General features: G+C 59.7%; 16 protein-coding genes. 13 read left to right on the top strand and 3 right to left on the bottom strand.

The features are described 5' to 3' along the window. Positions 1-3: 3 nt before the first annotated feature. The 6 genes from ACFO3S_RS01200 to ACFO3S_RS01175 are packed head-to-tail and all read left to right on the top strand — an operon-like array spanning position 4 to position 5,891. Positions 4-1,002 (top strand): ABC transporter permease, encoded by a 999-nt coding sequence (locus ACFO3S_RS01200; protein ID WP_378091379.1) that lies wholly within the window; start codon positions 4-6, stop codon positions 1,000-1,002. A gap of 14 nt (positions 1,003-1,016) precedes the next feature. Beyond that, on the top strand, positions 1,017-1,871 hold the full coding sequence (locus tag ACFO3S_RS01195) for an ABC transporter permease (RefSeq protein ID WP_378091377.1): 855 nt from the start codon (positions 1,017-1,019) through the stop codon (positions 1,869-1,871). Between the two features lie 33 nt (positions 1,872-1,904). After that, positions 1,905-2,744, top strand: a complete 840-nt coding sequence (locus ACFO3S_RS01190; protein WP_378091375.1) for an ABC transporter ATP-binding protein — start codon at positions 1,905-1,907, stop codon at positions 2,742-2,744. A 16-nt stretch (positions 2,745-2,760) separates the two neighbouring features. Further along, positions 2,761-3,588 carry an ABC transporter ATP-binding protein gene (locus ACFO3S_RS01185; RefSeq protein WP_378091373.1) on the top strand — a complete coding sequence of 276 codons (828 nt, stop codon included), beginning with the start codon at positions 2,761-2,763 and terminating at the stop codon, positions 3,586-3,588. 13 nt (positions 3,589-3,601) lie between these two features. Then, positions 3,602-4,687 (top strand): S-methyl thiohydantoin desulfurase domain-containing protein, encoded by a 1,086-nt coding sequence (locus ACFO3S_RS01180; protein ID WP_378091371.1) that lies wholly within the window; start codon positions 3,602-3,604, stop codon positions 4,685-4,687. A 22-nt stretch (positions 4,688-4,709) separates the two neighbouring features. After that, positions 4,710-5,891 (top strand): MalY/PatB family protein, encoded by a 1,182-nt coding sequence (locus tag ACFO3S_RS01175; RefSeq protein WP_378091369.1) that lies wholly within the window; start codon positions 4,710-4,712, stop codon positions 5,889-5,891. Between the two features lie 99 nt (positions 5,892-5,990). Here the strand turns inward: ACFO3S_RS01175 and ACFO3S_RS01170 are convergent, their stop codons facing one another. Beyond that, the gene (locus tag ACFO3S_RS01170; RefSeq protein WP_378091367.1) at positions 5,991-7,064 is read right to left on the bottom strand and encodes a lactonase family protein; all 1,074 of its coding nucleotides are present in this window, start codon (positions 7,062-7,064) and stop codon (positions 5,991-5,993) included. Between the two features lie 294 nt (positions 7,065-7,358). Between ACFO3S_RS01170 and ACFO3S_RS01165 the strand changes: the two genes are divergently transcribed. From ACFO3S_RS01165 to ACFO3S_RS01140, 6 genes are all read left to right on the top strand, one after another. Beyond that, the gene (locus ACFO3S_RS01165; protein ID WP_378091365.1) at positions 7,359-8,330 is read left to right on the top strand and encodes an ATP-binding cassette domain-containing protein; all 972 of its coding nucleotides are present in this window, start codon (positions 7,359-7,361) and stop codon (positions 8,328-8,330) included. After that, positions 8,327-9,142: an ABC transporter permease gene (locus tag ACFO3S_RS01160; RefSeq protein ID WP_378091363.1), complete on the top strand. Its 816-nt coding sequence runs from the start codon at positions 8,327-8,329 to the stop codon at positions 9,140-9,142. The genes ACFO3S_RS01165 and ACFO3S_RS01160 overlap by 4 nt, the downstream gene beginning before the upstream one ends. A 99-nt stretch (positions 9,143-9,241) precedes the next feature. Then, a complete protein-coding gene (locus ACFO3S_RS01155; protein WP_378091361.1) occupies positions 9,242-9,865 on the top strand; it encodes a hypothetical protein in 624 nt (207 codons plus the stop codon). A 205-nt stretch (positions 9,866-10,070) separates the two neighbouring features. After that, positions 10,071-11,006, top strand: coding sequence for an iron-hydroxamate ABC transporter substrate-binding protein (locus ACFO3S_RS01150; protein WP_378091359.1), 936 nt, complete (start codon positions 10,071-10,073; stop codon positions 11,004-11,006). 366 nt (positions 11,007-11,372) lie between these two features. Next, the gene (locus tag ACFO3S_RS01145) at positions 11,373-12,281 is read left to right on the top strand and encodes a hypothetical protein (protein ID WP_378091358.1); all 909 of its coding nucleotides are present in this window, start codon (positions 11,373-11,375) and stop codon (positions 12,279-12,281) included. Between the two features lie 136 nt (positions 12,282-12,417). Continuing rightward, the gene (locus ACFO3S_RS01140; RefSeq protein ID WP_378091356.1) at positions 12,418-13,221 is read left to right on the top strand and encodes a TetR/AcrR family transcriptional regulator; all 804 of its coding nucleotides are present in this window, start codon (positions 12,418-12,420) and stop codon (positions 13,219-13,221) included. A gap of 229 nt (positions 13,222-13,450) precedes the next feature. On the opposite strand, the gene ACFO3S_RS01135 is transcribed toward ACFO3S_RS01140, so the two are convergent. Next, complete coding sequence (locus ACFO3S_RS01135) at positions 13,451-14,242, bottom strand: ABC transporter permease (protein ID WP_378091354.1); 792 nt, start codon at positions 14,240-14,242, stop codon at positions 13,451-13,453. Next, complete coding sequence (locus ACFO3S_RS01130; RefSeq protein ID WP_378091351.1) at positions 14,239-15,126, bottom strand: ATP-binding cassette domain-containing protein; 888 nt, start codon at positions 15,124-15,126, stop codon at positions 14,239-14,241. The genes ACFO3S_RS01135 and ACFO3S_RS01130 overlap by 4 nt, the downstream gene beginning before the upstream one ends. Before the next feature lie 213 nt (positions 15,127-15,339). Here ACFO3S_RS01130 and ACFO3S_RS01125 point away from each other — a divergent pair, with 213 nt between their 5' ends. Further along, entirely contained in the window at positions 15,340-16,992 is a 1,653-nt protein-coding gene (locus ACFO3S_RS01125) for a helix-turn-helix domain-containing protein (RefSeq protein WP_378091349.1), read from the top strand. Positions 16,993-17,090 lie beyond the last annotated feature (98 nt).

The following is a 17,090-nucleotide window of genomic DNA, read 5'->3' as shown; positions in this document are numbered from 1 at the left end:
GCTATGACCCGTTTTATTTCCAGGAGATTATTGGCGATGGTGCCGGTGCTGTTCGGACTGATCGTATTGATGTTCCTGCTCTCGAGGCTGATGCCCGGCGACGCGATCCGGCTGTCGCTTGGACCGGATGCCACGGCGCAGCAAATTCGGGATCTGGAAGAAAAAATGGGGCTGACCAAGCCGCTGGTCCTCCAGTTCACGGATTATATGACCGGACTGCTGCAAGGGGATATGGGCGTATCGCTGAGGACGGGGCGCAACGTGCTGCTGGATATCCGGGAGACGCTGCCCGCCACGCTTGAGCTGGCGCTGTTCTCCATGGCGCTGTCCGTGCTGATCGGCGTCTCCCTGGGCGTGGCGGCCGCAGTTCGCAATAACAAGTGGAGCGATCATCTGATACGCCTAGTTTCTCTGTCCGGCACGGCGCTGCCTCGCTTCTGGCTGGCGATTTTGCTTCAGCTCGTATTCGCGTACTGGCTGAACCTTCTCCCGGTCATCAGCAGAGGCGCCGTAGAGGTGGAACGGATCACCGGCCTGCGGCTGCTCGACAGCTTGATGACGTTTAACGGCGCGGGTTTTCTTGACAGCTTAAAGCATTTGATTCTGCCCTCCCTGGCGCTCGCGATTTCGACCTCGGCCCAGATTATGCGGATGACAAGAGCCAACATGCTCGATCAGATTCACAAGGATTACGTCATTGCGGCCAGAGCTTACGGCTTGCCTCCCTCGCTCGTCAACCGATATATGCTGAAGAACGCTTTTATTTCCGTATTGACCACGATCGGCATGCAGTTGGGTTCGCTGCTCGGCAACGCCTTCCTGGTGGAGTCCGTATTCGGCTGGCCCGGCTTGGCGCAGTATGCGATACAAGGGCTGATGTTCAAAGATTACAACGCCATTATCGGCGTTACCCTTGTGATCGGCATTTTTTTTGCGCTGATTAACGTGGTTATCGATTTGCTGTACGGATGGCTGGATCCGAGAATTAAGGTGGGGCGATAAGGAGGAGCGGTATCGTGCTCGTTCAGCATCATGCGAAAAAGAAAATCAAAAAGCTGTTGTCCAACAAGCTAACGGCGGCCGGCCTCCTGATTTTGCTGCTGGTCGTCGTGTGCGCGGTTTTCGCCCCTTGGCTGGCCCCGTATCCGGGAGACGCGACGGGCGAAATCAACTTCGCCTTCATGAACCAAGCTCCGAGCGCCGCGCATTGGTTCGGAACGGACGAGGTCGAGCGGGACATCTTGAGCCGCGTCGTTTTCGGAGCGAGATATTCGCTTGTCATGGGGGTCATGGTGATGGCGATCGCCGTCTTGATCGGCGTTCCCCTCGGCTTGATCGCCGGCTTCTGGGGGGGCATGGTCAACGCCGTCATTATGCGGATCACCGATATTTTCCTGGCGGTGCCTTCGATCATCCTGGCGATGACGACCGCGGCTTTGCTGTCGCCTTCGCTCATGAACGCCATGCTCGCCATCTCCTTCGGCTGGTGGCCCTGGTTTACGCGGCTCGTCCAGGCCGAGGTGCTGAAGCTTCGCAACGAGCCTTACGTGTCTGCGGCCGTCGGCATCGGCTCCAGCAAGTGGCGTATCGTGTTTCGGGAAATATTGCCGAACTGTCTGTCTCCGATCATCGTGAAAATTTCGACGGATATGGGGGCCGTGATTTTGACGGGAGCGAGCCTGGGCTTCCTCGGCTTGGGCGCGCAGCCGCCTTCTCCGGAATGGGGGACGATGGTGGCCGAAGGACGCGTCTATCTGCCGACGATGTGGTGGCAGACGACCTTCCCCGGCCTGGCGATTCTGGTCACCGTGCTCGGATGCAATCTGGTAGGGGACGGGCTGCGAGACTTCTTCGATGTGAAGGTCGATTAGCGCCGGAAACAATCAAGAGAGAGGACGACAGCCATGAGCGAACAAGCCGCCAAGCTGCTTGAGATCCGTCGACTGAACGTCTTTTTCAGGAATGACGACGAGAGAGTCCATGCGATCAAGGACGTTAATCTTCATGTCGGCCGCGGGGAGCTGGTCACTGTGGTCGGCGAATCGGGCAGCGGGAAAACGGTGACGGTACGCTCGATTCTGGGCCTGCTGCCCGCCGCCCAAACGATCTACGACGGCGGTGAAATCCGGTTCGAAGGCCGCAACCTGCTGGACAATAAACCCGAGGACTGGTCCGCGATCCGGGGGAGCCAGATTTCCATGGTGTTCCAGGATCCGATGACGGCGCTGAATCCGGTGTTCACCGTGGGGACGCAGCTGGAAAACGTGTATGTCTACCAAGGCATGCGGCGGATGTTCGGGCTTTCGCAGCGGGACAAGCGCCGCCGCAAGCAGGAGGCGAGAGCGCGGGCGCTGGAATTGCTGGAGAAGATGAAGCTGCCGGACCCGCCCGCCTTGCTGAACCGCTATCCGTTCGAATTGAGCGGAGGCATGAGGCAGCGAATCGTCATCGCGCTCGCGCTGATGCACACTCCCCGGCTGCTGATCGCCGACGAGCCCGGCACGGCTCTGGACGTAACGGTTCAGGACAGCATTAACAAGGAACTGAAACGATTGGTTCGGGATGAAAATATATCGATGATCTACATTACTCATAATTTGGGCGTCGCCCGGGAGATGGGCGAGCGGACGTATGTAATGCAGCACGGACGGGTGGTGGAGGAAGGAAGCACGAAGGATGTGTTTTCCGCGCCCAGGCACGATTATACCCGCTCGCTGCTGCAAGCCGTGCCCAAGCTGGTATAAGCGAGGTGAAGACTCGATGAGCAGCGTCATGCTGGAGTTCAAGAACGCGACCAAGCACTATACGGTCAGAAACAAAGGCGAACGCCGACGCCGGACGATTGCGGCCGTCGACGACGTTTCGTTTGCCGTGCCGAAGGGAACCACCGTCGCCGTCGTCGGAGAATCGGGCTCGGGAAAAACGACGCTTGCCCGGTTGGCGATGAAGTTCGAGGCGTTGACGGGGGGCAGTCTTCTGTTCGAGGGCAAGGACATCTCGTCGATGAAGGCCCGCAAAGAGCTGTTCTATTACCGCAGCAAGGTGCAGATGGTACACCAGGACCCCGCTTCTTCGCTTAATCCGAGCATGACGATCGGCCGCATTCTGGAGCAGCCTCTTCTCGTGCACCGCTACGGGACAAAGGAGCAGCGAGCGGACAGAGTGCGGCAGCTGCTGCAGCTGGTCGAGCTTCCGGCCGATTTTGCGGCCCGATATCCGCATATGCTGAGCGGGGGACAGAAGCAGCGGGTAGGCATCGCCCGGGCGATCTCGCTGAATTCGGAACTGATTATTTTGGACGAACCGACGTCGGCGCTGGACGTTTCCGTTCAGGCCCGAATCATGGAGCTGCTGAAGCAGCTGCAGCGGACGCTCGGATTGACCTATTTGTTTATTACGCACGATCTGGCGCTGGTCAAAAATACCGCCGACCATGTCGTGGTCATGCAGGCGGGCAAGCGGATTGAAACGGGAACGGCTCACGACATCTTTACTTCTCCGCGCGCGGCGTACACGCGCAAGCTGATCAAATCGATACCGGTAGTCAGCGAGGAAGAGGAGGACTATTTGAGACACATCACGTTATAGGGGAGCCTGAAACATGAATACACTGGAAAGCCGTCACATTATGCCGCTCTCCGTCGGAGGGACCATTCTTGGCGGCGGGGGCGGAGGCGAGAGCCGCATAGGCATCGATACCGCCCGTAAAGCATTCGAGAGTCCGTCGGCCCCCACCTTGATTCAGCTTGACGATCTGGCCGACGACGATCTGGTGCTGACCATTTCGGCCGTGGGGGCTCCCTCGGCGGAGTACCAGCATATCGATTACAGGGATTATGTGAACGTTATCGACATCTTCGAGAGAAACGCGGGGGGAGAGATCAAGGCGCTGATCGCCAACGAGATGGGCGGCATCTCCAGCTTTAATCCGTTCGTGCCGTCCGCCTTCAAAGGCATTCCGCTGATCGACGGAGCCTGCAACGGACGCGCTCATCCGCTGGGAACGATGGGGGCCATGCGGCTGGCCGAGAAGGGCTACGAGTCCGTGCAGGCGGTCTCCGGCGGCAAGCCGCAAACGAGTCGGCGCGTTGAGATGTGGACCAGAGGCTCGATAGAATCCGCCTCGGCGCTGGTGCGTCAAGCGGCTGTCGCGGCGGGCGGTTTGGTCGTCGTGGCGAGAAATCCGGTCACCAAGAGGTATTTGGCCGAAAACGCGGCGCTGGGCTGTCTGAGCCAGTCCTGCGCCATTGGCGAAGCGCATATGAGAGGCTCGACGCCGAGCGACAAAATCGCCAACGTGCTGGATATGCTGGGCGGACGAATCGTGTGCGAGGGGGCGGTGTCCCGTCTCGTTCTGGAGATTCGCGGCGGGCTGGATTGGGGCAGATTCGACATCGTCGGGGAAGCCGACCGGTATCGCACCTACATCTGGAATGAATATATGGCGGTGGACTTCAACGGGGAGAGGCTGAGCACCTTTCCCGATCTGATCATGACGTTCGACAAGGCTACCGGCCGTCCGCTGACGTCGGCGGAGCTGAGCGAAGGCCGGGAGGTCGTGCTCGCCGTGGCTCCGCGCAGCCGGCTGAGGCTCGGTTCCGGAATGAGCGAACGTTCCGGATACGCGGCGATTGAAGAAGCGCTGCAAATCGCGATGGTGCCGTATGTACAGGAATTGATCTACTGACCAGCGGAAGGAGAGCGGTAATATGCGGAGCGTTGAGGAATTTTGCGCGGCTTATGGCGTGGACAGAAGAAACAGCGATTGCGTGAAATGGGATCGCGTCGAGGAGCGATTCGGAGCGGGCGGCTTGCTCCCGATGTGGGTTGCCGATATGGACTTCAAAATTCCCGAGGCGGCGCAGAAGGCGATGATCGATCGCGTTCACCACGGGGCGTTCGGATACGGCGGGATTCCGGCTTCGTATTACGAAGCGCTGTTCGGCTGGATGAGCGCCCGTCACGGCGTCGAGCTGGACCCCGGCTGGATCCGGTTCTCGACGGGGGTGGTCAATTCCTTCTACTGGACGGTGCAAGCGTTCACGAAGCCCGGCGACGCGGTGATCGTATGCTCGCCCGTCTATTATCCTTTCTATCATGCGGTTGAGGACAACGGGCGTTTGCTTGTGCGCTCGGAGCTGATCAATACGGAGGGCGAATACACGATGGACTTCGACGACTTCGAGGCGCAGATCGTAGCCCGGCGGGTGAAGCTGTTTATCCATTGTTCGCCGCACAATCCGGTCGGCAGAGTGTGGACGGAGGAGGAATTGCGCCGGACCTTCGAGATCTGCGCGAAGCACGGCGTCATAGTTGTCAGCGACGAAATTCATCTGGACTTCGCCCGTCCGGGAACGGAATTCGTAAGCGCCTTAAAGCTGAAGCCGCATTACCCCAATCTGATCGTGCTGCATTCGGCTTCCAAAACGTTTAATCTCGCCGGACTGCTGCACTCCCATCTGATTATTCCGGACGAAAGGCTGCGGGAAGTTTACGACGCGCATGCCAAGCAGGTGAACAAAGCCGCTGCGAGCGTAATGGGACTGATCGCCGCCGAAGCCTGCTACCGCGAAGGCGGCGAATGGCTGGACGGCTTGCGGAGCCTGATCGAGCATAATTACGGGCTGCTGAAAAGCGAATTCGAAGTGCGCCTCCCTCAGGCCGTGCTCAGCGAGAAGGAAGGCACCTATCTGGCCTGGCTCGATCTTAGAAAATGCGCCGCCGCCGACCAGGTACGCGCTCTGGTGCAGGACAAATGCGGGCTTGCCGTGGATTACGGGGAATGGTTCGGCGAGAAGTCGCAAGGGTTTATCCGCATCAATCTGGCGACATTGCCGGAGCATATTCGCTTTGCCGCCGGGCAAATCAGCAAGCATTTCTCGATTTTCTGAAGAGGGGCTGTCTCCCAGGGGCGGTACCGTCGTGGAGGGAGAGCGAAGCGCCTGCCTCATACGGTCGCCTTTTGGGTGGACAGCCCTCGTTGCGGCAAGCTAAGCGAACGCTGCAAAGCGCAAGCAGATCGGCCGGGACACCTCAAGCTCGATGCCGGCGGGCCGCAGCTTGCCGCTCTCCGCGTCGCGGGCGAACGTGACGATATGATGGCTGTCGCGGTTGGCGACAAGCACGAACCGCCCGTCGGGCGAGACGGCGAAGTTGCGGGGATGGCCGCCGAGCGTCGGCGCATGCTGAACCAGCGTCAGCCGTCCGTCCTCCGAGCCGACGCGGTAGACCGCAAGGCTGTCGTGTCCCCGGTTGGAGCCATAGAGGAACTTGCCGTCCGGGGACAGATGGATGTCCGCGCAGGCGTTGCTTCCCTCATAGCCCTCCGGCAGCGTGGCTATCGTCTGGACGACGCTCAGCCGTCCGGCGTCCGCGTCGAACGCGTAGACGTTAATCGTGCCGTTCAGCTCGTTAATGCCGTAGCCGTACGGCAGCTGCGGATGAAAGACAAAGTGGCGCGGTCCCGATCCCGGGGCGACGCTTGTTTCGCTATGTAAGCTCAAGGATTTTTCCGCTGCGTCGATCTTGTACACGAACAGCTTGTCCAGTCCGAGATCGGAGACGATCGCATAGCGGTTGTACCGGTCGACGACGGCCGAATGGACTCTGGATTGCGACTGCACCGGCAGCACGCTTGCGCCCTCGTGCCGATGCACCTGGACGGCGGGGCCGATGCGTCCGTCTTCCAGAACGGGCGATACGCCCAGCATGCCGCCGTGATAGCTTGACGTGAGCGCCAGCCGGCGCGTGCGGTCCAGTTCGATATGACAGGTCGTCCCCGGCGTCGTGGCCTCCAGATTGAGCTGCTGCAGCCGCTCAGCTTTCGGATCGAAGCGGAACGCGGCCGCAGCGCCGCTCCGTTTTCCTTCCTCATCCTTGAGCTCCGTTATGGCATAGATCGTTCCGGCGTCCGCGTTCGGAACGAGGAACGTTGGGTTGGACAAGCCGCTGGCCTGATCCAGTACGGTTAGCGAGCCGGTCTGTCCGTCATAGGAGCAGGCGTACAGGCCGGGTCCGTTCTCCTCCGCATAGGAGCCGATGAAGACATACGTTCGGGTTGTCATTCGGGGATGAACACCTCCAGATCTGATATCGCTTTATCCTCTGCATTTTATCACGATTCGAGAGAAGAAGCATGCAAAACCTCGGGCCATTCGTTTCCGCGCCGCCGTTGGGAGCTGCCGTCTCCTCCCTCAGACCGAGCCGCAAACCACTCTCCGGCAGGTTTATCGGCCTTTCGCAAGTTCCTACAATGGAGGCAGAAGGCTGAACGGGAAGCCGGCGAGGCTCGAATGTTCATACTCCGTTCATAAAGGCGGAGTAATTTCTAGTTGTGGAACAGATGAAGGAGGATGGCGATGTTTAAGAATGACGAATGGGCTGTCGAGGCGTCCGGGCTCGTCAAGCTTTTTGGCGACAACCGGGCTGTCGACGGCGTGGACTTGAAAGTTCGCGCGGGATCGATCTACGGCGTGCTCGGCCCGAACGGAGCGGGGAAGACGACGACGATCCGAATGCTGGCGACGCTGCTCAGGCCGGATTCCGGGTCGGCCCGCATCTTCGGCTACGATGCGGTGAAGGAGTCGCAGATCGTGCGCCAGCTGATCGGAGTGACCGGCCAGTACGCCTCGGTGGACGAGTCGCTGAGCGCGACCGAGAATTTGATTATTTTCTCCCGGCTGCTGGGGCTGGGACGTGCGGAGGCGCGCAGCAAGGCCGCCGCTCTGCTGGAGGAATTCGGCTTGACGGAGGCTGCGAAGAGACCGCTCAAAAACTTCTCGGGCGGCATGCGCCGCCGTCTGGATCTGGCGGCAAGCCTGATCGCCCGGCCGCCGCTCATCTTCCTGGACGAGCCAACGACAGGGCTGGACCCTCGAACGCGCGCCCAGATGTGGGAGACGATCCGCCGCCTGGTCAAGAACGGCTCCACCGTTCTGCTTACGACGCAATACCTCGACGAGGCCGATCAGTTGGCCGACCGGATCGCGGTCATCGACCGAGGCCGCGTCGTCGCCGAGGGAACGGTGGACGAACTGAAGAAGTCGGTGGGCACCTCCTCGCTGCATTTGCGCGTGCAGCAGACAGGCGACATTCCCGAAGCGCGCCGAACGATCGAGCAAGTGCTTCAGGCCGCCACCGGCATATCGTCGGAGGCCGGCGTCATTACCGCCCCGATGGCGAATGCGGACCTGGTGACGGACCTGCTTGTCGCACTCCGAGCGAAGTCGATTCGGCTGGCCGAGGTGAGCGTGCAGAAGCCGACGCTGGACGAGGTTTTCCTGACGATCACGGGGCAGGCCGTAAAGGAGAATGAGGAGGAAAGCGCATGAGAACGGCGGAGGTCAAGGCGGGAGCGTCCCGTCCGCTAAGAAACTATACGGGTTTCGGGCAGTCGGTGCGGCATTCGTTAACGATGGCCTATCGGGGACTGCTGAAAATCCGGCGTACGCCGGAGCAGCTGTTTGACGTGACGCTGCAGCCTATTCTTTTTACGCTGATGTTTACTTATATTTTCGGCGGGGCGATCTCCGGCGACGTGTTAAGCTATTTGCCGGTGATCATTCCGGGCATCCTCGTACAGACCGTCATTACCACCTCGATCGTCACCGGCGTTCAGCTGCGAGAGGATATGGACAAAGGCGTATTCGACCGCTTCAAATCGCTGCCGATCGCCCGGATCGCGCCGCTGGCCGGAGCGCTGCTGGCCGATACGATCCGTTATACCATTGCGACCGCGCTGACGTTCGCGATGGGCTATCTCATGGGCTATCGTCCCGACGGAGGGCTGGGGAGCGTCGCCGTGGCGGCGGTGCTGGTCATTTTCTGCTCATGGGCGGTCAGCTGGATCTTCGCTTTCTTCGGGGTGATCGCCCGAACCGCTTCCAGCGTTCAAGGCATCTCGATGATCGTGCTGTTCCCGCTGACGTTTCTCTCCAACGCCTTCGTGCCGGTCGAGACGATGCCGAACTGGCTGCAATGGTTTGTGAACGTCAACCCGATCTCGCATCTCGTATCGGCCGTCCGCGAGCTGGCCAACAACGGAACCGCGGGCTGGGACCTCGGCATCTCCCTGATCGGCTCCGCCGTCATCGTGGCCGTGTTCGCCCCGATTACAGTCAGAGCGTATATGCGCCGGACGTAGCTCCCGGACGAGTAAAGCGATCCATTTTATCCCTGACGAGCCTTCCGAGTGGGCCAACCGCTCATTTCGTGGTATGATGGGAAACGGGTGAAGCAGACTATGGACAATAAAGAAACGACGACTGCGGCTAACGACGCGCAAGCCGCGAACAAGGACGAGAAATTCGCCGAGCTGGTCAAGGCGGTTCATCATAACGGCCTTGTCGCTTTAAGGATGCATTTCGACCAGGTGGAAGGAAAAGTGCTGAATCAGGACATTTACGGCCCTGTCTTTGTCTTTCGCGTCCAGGACGAGTCGGGCGCCGGCTACGAGTGCGGGTTTTTCCTTCGCGAGCTGGTCGCCCGGTTCCAGGGGAACAACAATCCTTCGGAGTGGATGGCTTCCTTCTTTATCGAGCTGATGAAGACGGAGGGGGGAAGGCCGTTTCCCAAGCCGCCTTCGAGCGAAGCGGAGGCCAAGGGGCTCATCGACAACGTCCTGGTTCCGCAATGCATCAAAGCCGTAACCGAAGAGTTCGCACCGGAGCGGGTCCACGCGGGGCTGGCCTGGAATCAGGAGCATGGCCCCGTATTCGAGACCGGTTTTCCGGCAATCCGGGACGGCAACAACGTCTGCGCGATTCCTCTTCATCTCTTGTTTACGCATCTGCTTCTGAACCGGGACCCGGCCGACATGCTGCTGCAGGGCTTGTACAAGATCAGAGAAGAACACGGTCTTCAATAAAGATCGACGGAACCGTTTCGCCGCCTGCTTTCATGGGCGGATGAGACGGTTCCTTTAAGATTGGAGCGCCGCTAAATCGCCTTGACAATTGGCGAAGAATTGATAGGATAGAAATAGTTAATATGAAAATGATTCTCATTCTCGAAGTCGGCATCGCTCTCGCAGAAGCCGGCAGCATGGAGATAAGGAATAAGGAGACATCGGCATGAACAAAATTGCGATCCCTTTCATTGTTCTTCTTTTTGTCGCTGCACTTGGCGCATGCGGGGGCGGCCAGGAGAGGGACGGAGCTCCGGGGAGCAGCGCGCCGGCGAACAAGGAAGCGCTGCCCGGAACCGTCACCTATGAATCCGAGAACGGTCCCGTAGAGATTCCGGCCAACCCGCAACGCATCATCGGACTGGCGAACGCGCCGAACGTCGCTTCGCTGGACGGCAATCTGGTCGGCGTGGACGAGTGGACGAAGAAAAACCCGCTGTTCGCCGACAAGCTGGCCGACGTCGAGACCGTGTCCGACGCCGACCTGGAGAAAATCATCGAGCTCGAGCCCGACCTGATCCTGGCCGGTTCGTGGATGAACAACCTCGACCGGATGAGCGAGATCGCTCCGACGATCGTCTATACTTGGGGCAGGCTGGACTATATGCAGCAGCATCTCGAGATCGGCAAGCTGCTCGGCATGGAAGCGGAGACGAAGGCCTGGATCGAGGACTTCTCGAGCCGAGCCAAAGCGGCCGGCGACCAGATCAAAGCGAAGTACGGCGAAGACGTGACCGTATCCGTCTTCGAGTACGACATGAAGGATGTCTACGTATTCGGCGACAACTGGGCTCGGGGCACGGAGATTCTGTACCAGGCGATGGGGCTGAGCATGCCGGAGAAAGTCGAGCAGGACGCCTTGGAGCCGGGCTACTACACGCTGTCGCATGAAGTCATTCCCGAATATGCCGGGGATTTCATCGTCCTGAGCAAAAACAAGGAAGGCAACGGCGCCTTCATGGACACGGAGACGTGGAGAAACATTCCCGCCGTTCAAAACCGCCGCGTCATCGAGATCGATACGGAGTCTTCGACCTACAGCGATCCGACTACGCTCGAATATTTGCTGGACATCTTTAAGACCGGATTTCTTCTAGACTAAGCGGCCCGATACTGCCCGGTCCGCCCGGGGAGAGCGCATCGTCAGCCATCGACGAGGGGCTCTCCTCTTTTTTGGTCACGGGGGAGTCGCGATTGCGGGTCTGACGGATCCGCTTGGCGAGAGGTCAGGAACATGTTGGCTTACCTGTAGACGACGGTCGGTCTAAGGAAAAGGCAGGGAGGAGCGTCGATGAGAATCTCCAAGAAACCGGAGGAACGGAAGAGCGAAATTCTGGATGCGGCCAGGGCGAATTTATCGCGGTGATGGGGCCGTGGGCTCCGGCAAGTTCATCGCAATCGGTAAGAAATGGAAAGCTCCCTTTTCCTATATAATGATGGTAGAACGGACAAGGAAGGGGATTTGGAGATGGCACAGTCGAGAACGGCCAAGTCTGGTAAGGAGCAGGTCGAAGCGTATTTGGCTCGGCTCGAGCATCCGCTAAAACCGGATATCGAAGCGGTGAGGCGCTTCGTGCTGGAAGCGGACGATCGGCTAACTTCCCATGTTCTGCGTCCAAATAGGAAATCACTTCATTGGCGAAAGGCGGTCCCCATGTTTATTCCGATTCGCAAGAAAGCAGTGACGGCATTGCTCGGTCTGATGGCCGCTAGTTGGCTTGCGGCGTCCTGCTCCGGCGGGAATAGCGGAGAGGACGGGATCGCACTCCGCGAAATCGCGTCCCATCCGCTCGAAAGCGCCGCAAGCGCGGGCCAAATCGCGGAGGAAGCGGCTTGGGAGTCCCCGAACGGGGGCGTAACCCCTGAAGAGGATTCGATCACGGAGCTCGGCGTGAACAACGAGTCGGCGGAGTCGCCGAACGGCGTTTACTTGGCCGAAGCGTACGGCGTCAACAAGACGATTGCCGCAGGAGGTTTGTATCCGGCCGAGGGCGTCCGCCTCGTGCGGAAAGCGTCGGGAGAAGCGATATGGTCGACGGCGGGATACTACAGCCATTCCTTCCGGTGGTCGGAGGACAGCCGGTACGTTGCCGTTTCCTATATGGCGCGCGTCTGGGGCGGAACGCTTGTCGTCGACGCGCGCGACGGCGTCGAAATCTCCCTTCCGGGACTGGAGGAGATACGCGGACAATGGGAGGGAGACGCGACCGCGCATGAGGTTCGGGCGGATCCGTATTTCCAGGCCGAAGAATGGCTGGACGACCGCCGCCTGCGCGTATCGTTCGAATGGACCGGAGAAGACGATGAACCGTACGTCGGAGACTACGTCTACGACGTGTCCGCAGGCAAGCTGCTCGAAATTCGGCCGGCCGCCTGAGATCAGCCACGGCGGTCGAGCGGACGTCGGGTGGTGACGGCGCGGATTTAGGAAGCCGGTTATGGTATACTGTTTATATCGTATACACATTCAGCGCGCTCCGTATCGGAGCCCGCGGGACATCAAGGAGACAACGATGGAACGGATGCATACCGGAGACGGTTCGAGCCCGACGGATCAGGAAGCAGCGCTGCAGAAGCTCCCCCATGCCGCCAAGCTGAGTTGGGGGCTCGTCAAGCCCTCGACCCGGGGCCCGAAGGGCGAGTTAAGCGTTCGGAAAATCGTCGACGCGGCGATCGCGATTGCCGACCGGGACGGTCTTGCCGCCGTATCGATGAACCGGGTCGCAGCCTCTCTGGGCTTTACGACCATGTCGCTTTACCGTTATCTTTCCAGCAAGGACGATCTTCTTCTGTTAATGTACGACGCCGTCAGCGACATCGAGCTCCCGGAGAGAACGAACGGGGATTGGCGAGCGGAGATGCGGGCATACGTGCGCGTATGCGTGGAGGTGTTCGTCCGGCATCCCTGGTTCGGCGATATTCCGGTTACGACCATCCCGATTATGCCGAACACGCTGAAGATCATCGACTGGCTAATGGGGACGATGCGCTCCTTTCCGCTGAACGAGCATGAGAAGATGTCGATTCTGCTGCTGCTCAGCAGCTACAGCCGGTCGGTCGGCATCATCAGCCGGGACTTCGACCAGGCGCTAAAGGCCGGAGCCGATCCGGACACGTTTAACGGACTGGAGTACAGCGCCGCTCTGAAGCAGCTGGTGCAGCCTGAGAGCTATCCTTATCTTCATCCGCTCGTCATGTCAGGGACTTATGCGGGGGAGAACGAACAGGAGAGCACGGTCGGCGACGATTTCGACTTCGGATTGGAACGGATTTTGGACGGCATTCAGCGCTACCTGGACGCCAAGCGGAAGAGTTAAACGAGAGGCTGTGCCCAAAGTTGATCTTCTCGTTTGAGGAGACAGCTCGCTTGAAGGAAAGCGGAAAAAGTAAAGGAATGGCGGTGCTAGGGGGGATCCCTGCACCGCCATTCCTGGCTTTTGATCGATTGCCGCCTTCTTGAGCAGTCGACTTTTCGTACACATTCGCCCCGTTCGAGCGTCCCTCATCTGCCGTAGTATAAACCGCTATTGAGTCGCCTCTTGCCGTCTATCGGCGACCGGAGCGGCGGCGGAACGAGAACCGGCACCAGAGGAGGGAGCCGAGGATGAGGAACACGCACCAGCCGATGGCCAGCCAGGCATGACCGCCGATCGGCGTACCGGTCAGCAAGCCGCGGATCGTCTCGATGACCGGCGTAATCGGCTGATGGTTGGCGATGCCCTGAAGCCAATTCGGCATCGTCTCCGTCGATACGAACGCGCTGGACAAATAGGGGAGAAACAGCAGGGCGAAGCCGTATCCGCTTGCTGCGGACGGACTGCTCGCCACCAGACCGATCGCGGCGAACAGCCAGGTGAAGGCCAGAATGAACAGCACGATAACCCCGAGAGCGGCGAGCCATTCCGCCAATGTGGCGTTCGGGCGGAAGCCGACCAGGCAGGCAACGCCGATGACGATCGCGGTCGCGAGCAGATTGCGGGCAAGACTGGCGGCGACATGACCGGTCACGACGCTCATGCTGTGGATCGGCATCGTCCGGAACCGGTCGATAATGCCGTTCGTCATATCTTGGGAGACGTCGACGGCCGTGCTGGACGATCCGAAGCCGGCGCATAGCAGAATGATGCCCGGGACGACGTAATCGACATAATTGCCGCTCGGATCGAGCGCCCCTCCGAATACATAAGTGAACAGCAGCATAAGCATAACCGGAAGAATGACGGCCATCAGGAGCGCTTCCACATTTCTGAGGCTCAGACGCAGGCTCCGGCCGATGAAGACGGAGTTGACTGTGGCGAAGGAAGCCGCGGACGACTTCGGCGGTACGGACGAATTCATGAGATCGATTCCTCCTGACGTTGAGAAGTGAGTGCGAGAAAAACGTCGTCCATGCTCGGCTTGCGCAGGCTGACCCTCGTATCCCCCGGAAACAGGGCGGCAAGCTCGGACAGCGACTGACGGAGATCGGCGATCGTTCCGGTCGTGGGTATTGTCCGCAGCAAGGCCTCGCTGCGGTCGCGAAGCTCGATCACGTCTTCGCCGACCCGGGCTTTCAGCTCCGCGGCGGTTCCGGTCGCGACGACGCGTCCGCCGGCGATCACCGAGATCGTATCGGCGAGCTGGTCCGCTTCCTCCAGATATTGCGTCGTCAGGAAGACGGTGATGCCCCGTTCCTTCAGCCGGAGGATGACTTTCCACAGCGTTTGCCGGCTGATCGTATCCAGTCCTGTCGTCGGTTCGTCCAGGAACAGCACCGGCCGGTCGACGACGAGGCTGACGGCGAGATCCAGCCTTCTGCGCATGCCGCCCGAATACGACTTCACCCTTTTCTTGCCGGCCGCTTTCAGATCGAACTGCTCAAGCAGCTCCTCCGTGCGAACGCGCGATTCCGACGAAGAGAGTCCGGACAGCCGGCAGATCATCCGCACGTTTTCCTCCCCGGTCAGCATCTCGTCCACGGCCGCGAACTGGCCGGTCAAGCTGATGGCATGCTTGACCGAGTCGGGATCCGTCGCGACGTCGTGCCCCGCTACCTTCGCGACTCCCGTATCGGCCGGCAATAACGTAGACAGAATGTGGATCAGCGTCGTTTTGCCCGCCCCGTTCGGTCCGAGCAGCGCGTAGATGGCGCCGGAAGGCACGGACAGGTCGACGCCTTGCAGGACGGCTTGATTGCCGAAGCATTTGGTTAACCCTCTCGTTTCAATAGCCAGCGGATTCATCCCGATTTTCCCTTCCTTTCTGCTTTGCTTTAATTGTATATGACATAAACAGTATATTATATATACAGTTTTTGAGCAACCACAATATTCATTTCGGCATCAAGGAGAAACGCCACGCGTCAAGCGGGACCCGTCCGATTGCCTCGACGCGGACATTGCGTGTACACTGAAGGAAGCATGGATCAACGACTCGAAGGAGAGAATGACCGGCCTATGAACGAGTTGTATACGTGCTCGGGCGCATGGCGGATCGTCCTGCAGGCGGCAGACGGAGCCGACAGGCATTGGATGGACGGTTACGGCCTGTTCGCCGTGCTCGGGGGCAAGGGCCAGCTGGCGATCGAGGGGGAGAAATGGATTCTGCATCCGGGGACGCTTCTCTTCTCCAATCCGGACCGGCTGGTGGAGCTGCAAGCGGCGGAGCGGGGCCATCTCGTCGTGGCCGCCGTTCGGTTCCGGATTCTCCGTCGCTCCGAGAAGCCGGGAGAAGAAGGGCTGTACCGGGAGCGGACAGACCGGTGGATGAACGACGGGGCGGTGGCGCTTGACGGGGCGTACAGAGCCGCCGAGCTTGTAGGCGAGCTCTTGACCGCCTCAGCCAGCGGCGAAGCCGACGATCTTCAGCTCATGCGGAGAGACCTGCTGCTGTACGAGCTGCTGCTGCTTCTGCGCGAACGCGGCAAGCCGGTCGGGAGCCAGGCTGCGGCGCCGGATCACCAGACGGCGATCCGCCACGTCATCGCCTATATGCAGCAGCATTATAACGAGGAGATTACGAGGGATTCGATGGCGGCTCTGGCAGGATTCCATCCGCGCTCCTTCTCCGGCCTGTTCAAGCAGGAGACCGGCAGCGGATTCGCGGACTATTTGGCCGACATTCGCATCCGCAAGGCGAAGGAGCATCTGCTGCTCACTCGCAGCAATCTGGACGAGATCGCCCGCGATGTCGGGTATTCGAACGGTCTTTATTTGAGCCGCAAGTTCAAGCAAGTGACGGGCTTCTCGCCGAAGGCCTATATTCGCGAGCCTAAGCGCGTCGTGATCTACGACTTGATCGGTCATCTGCTCGCATTGGGCGTCAAGCCGGTCGGAGCTTCTTACTTCGGCGGACTGACCAACCACGTTCTGCTGAGAGAGGAGCTGCGGGGCGTCGAAGACGTGGGGCGAACCTCGATGCAGCCCGTCATCGATTCCAGACCCGACCTGATTGTCGCGCCGAGCTGGCTTGGGCCGGAGCTGACCGGCAGGCTGCAGACGGTCGCGCCGACGATGGTCGTTCCTTACGGCGATCCGGTCGATCGGGTGCGGCGTCTGGGGGACGCGCTTGGCCGCCGGGCGGAAGCCGAAGTCTGCATCGCCCGTTATCGGGAGCGGGCGAAGGAGATTCGGGAGGAAATCTCGGAAGTGATTCGCCCCGGGGAGTCGGTCGGGCTGTACGAGCTCAGCCCCGAGAGCATCTGGGTGTTCAGCGAATTTCACGGCCGCGGCGGGTATAATCTGTATCGGGCGATGGGTCTGGAGCCTCCGGAGATCGTCCGGCGTCGCGTGATGGGCAAGGGGATGATTACCCAGCTGCAGATCGAGCAGCTGCCCGCGTATGCGGCAGATCACATGTTTGTATGCTATCCGTTTACGCCCGACAGCGAGCAGTGGGTGACAAGAATGATGCGGCATCCGGCATGGAGGTCGATTCCGGCCCACCGCAGCAACCGTATTTATTTTATCGACCGGCAGCTGTTCCATTCCTCCGACATGCTGTCCATGATCAAGCAGCTTGAACTGCAGCGGGATCTGCTGCTGAAGCATGGGCGGACGGACGAAGGGCCATGCGTCTTTGTGCATGAAAAGAATGACTTTAATCCATAGACGACGGTCTTCAGCCTGATAAAATAAAGTTGTCCAATGATAATGAGAATCGATTTCATTTAGGTGGACGATCTTAGCCAAGCAGGAGGAGTCATGAA

It is taken from the genome of Cohnella hongkongensis (assembly GCF_042654645.1).
Classification (GTDB): domain Bacteria; phylum Bacillota; class Bacilli; order Paenibacillales; family Paenibacillaceae; genus Cohnella; species Cohnella hongkongensis.
This window is presented reverse-complemented; position numbering and strand designations above follow the sequence as displayed.

Bases quoted from the DNA above. Each gene is read 5' to 3' on its own strand.
- ACFO3S_RS01130 (WP_378091351.1), bottom strand. From the start codon at position 15,126: ATGAATCCGCTGGCTATTGAAACGAGAGGGTTAACCAAATGCTTCGGC.
- ACFO3S_RS01165 (WP_378091365.1), top strand. From the start codon at position 7,359: ATGTTTAAGAATGACGAATGGGCTGTCGAGGCGTCCGGGCTCGTCAAG.
- ACFO3S_RS01170 (WP_378091367.1), bottom strand. From the start codon at position 7,064: ATGACAACCCGAACGTATGTCTTCATCGGCTCCTATGCGGAGGAGAAC.
- ACFO3S_RS01150 (WP_378091359.1), top strand. From the start codon at position 10,071: ATGAACAAAATTGCGATCCCTTTCATTGTTCTTCTTTTTGTCGCTGCA.
- ACFO3S_RS01135 (WP_378091354.1), bottom strand. From the start codon at position 14,242: ATGAATTCGTCCGTACCGCCGAAGTCGTCCGCGGCTTCCTTCGCCACA.
- ACFO3S_RS01160 (WP_378091363.1), top strand. From the start codon at position 8,327: ATGAGAACGGCGGAGGTCAAGGCGGGAGCGTCCCGTCCGCTAAGAAAC.
- ACFO3S_RS01155 (WP_378091361.1), top strand. From the start codon at position 9,242: ATGGACAATAAAGAAACGACGACTGCGGCTAACGACGCGCAAGCCGCG.
- ACFO3S_RS01125 (WP_378091349.1), top strand. From the start codon at position 15,340: ATGAACGAGTTGTATACGTGCTCGGGCGCATGGCGGATCGTCCTGCAG.
- ACFO3S_RS01185 (WP_378091373.1), top strand. From the start codon at position 2,761: ATGAGCAGCGTCATGCTGGAGTTCAAGAACGCGACCAAGCACTATACG.
- ACFO3S_RS01175 (WP_378091369.1), top strand. From the start codon at position 4,710: ATGCGGAGCGTTGAGGAATTTTGCGCGGCTTATGGCGTGGACAGAAGA.
- ACFO3S_RS01200 (WP_378091379.1), top strand. From the start codon at position 4: ATGACCCGTTTTATTTCCAGGAGATTATTGGCGATGGTGCCGGTGCTG.
- ACFO3S_RS01140 (WP_378091356.1), top strand. From the start codon at position 12,418: ATGGAACGGATGCATACCGGAGACGGTTCGAGCCCGACGGATCAGGAA.
- ACFO3S_RS01145 (WP_378091358.1), top strand. From the start codon at position 11,373: ATGGCACAGTCGAGAACGGCCAAGTCTGGTAAGGAGCAGGTCGAAGCG.
- ACFO3S_RS01190 (WP_378091375.1), top strand. From the start codon at position 1,905: ATGAGCGAACAAGCCGCCAAGCTGCTTGAGATCCGTCGACTGAACGTC.
- ACFO3S_RS01180 (WP_378091371.1), top strand. From the start codon at position 3,602: ATGAATACACTGGAAAGCCGTCACATTATGCCGCTCTCCGTCGGAGGG.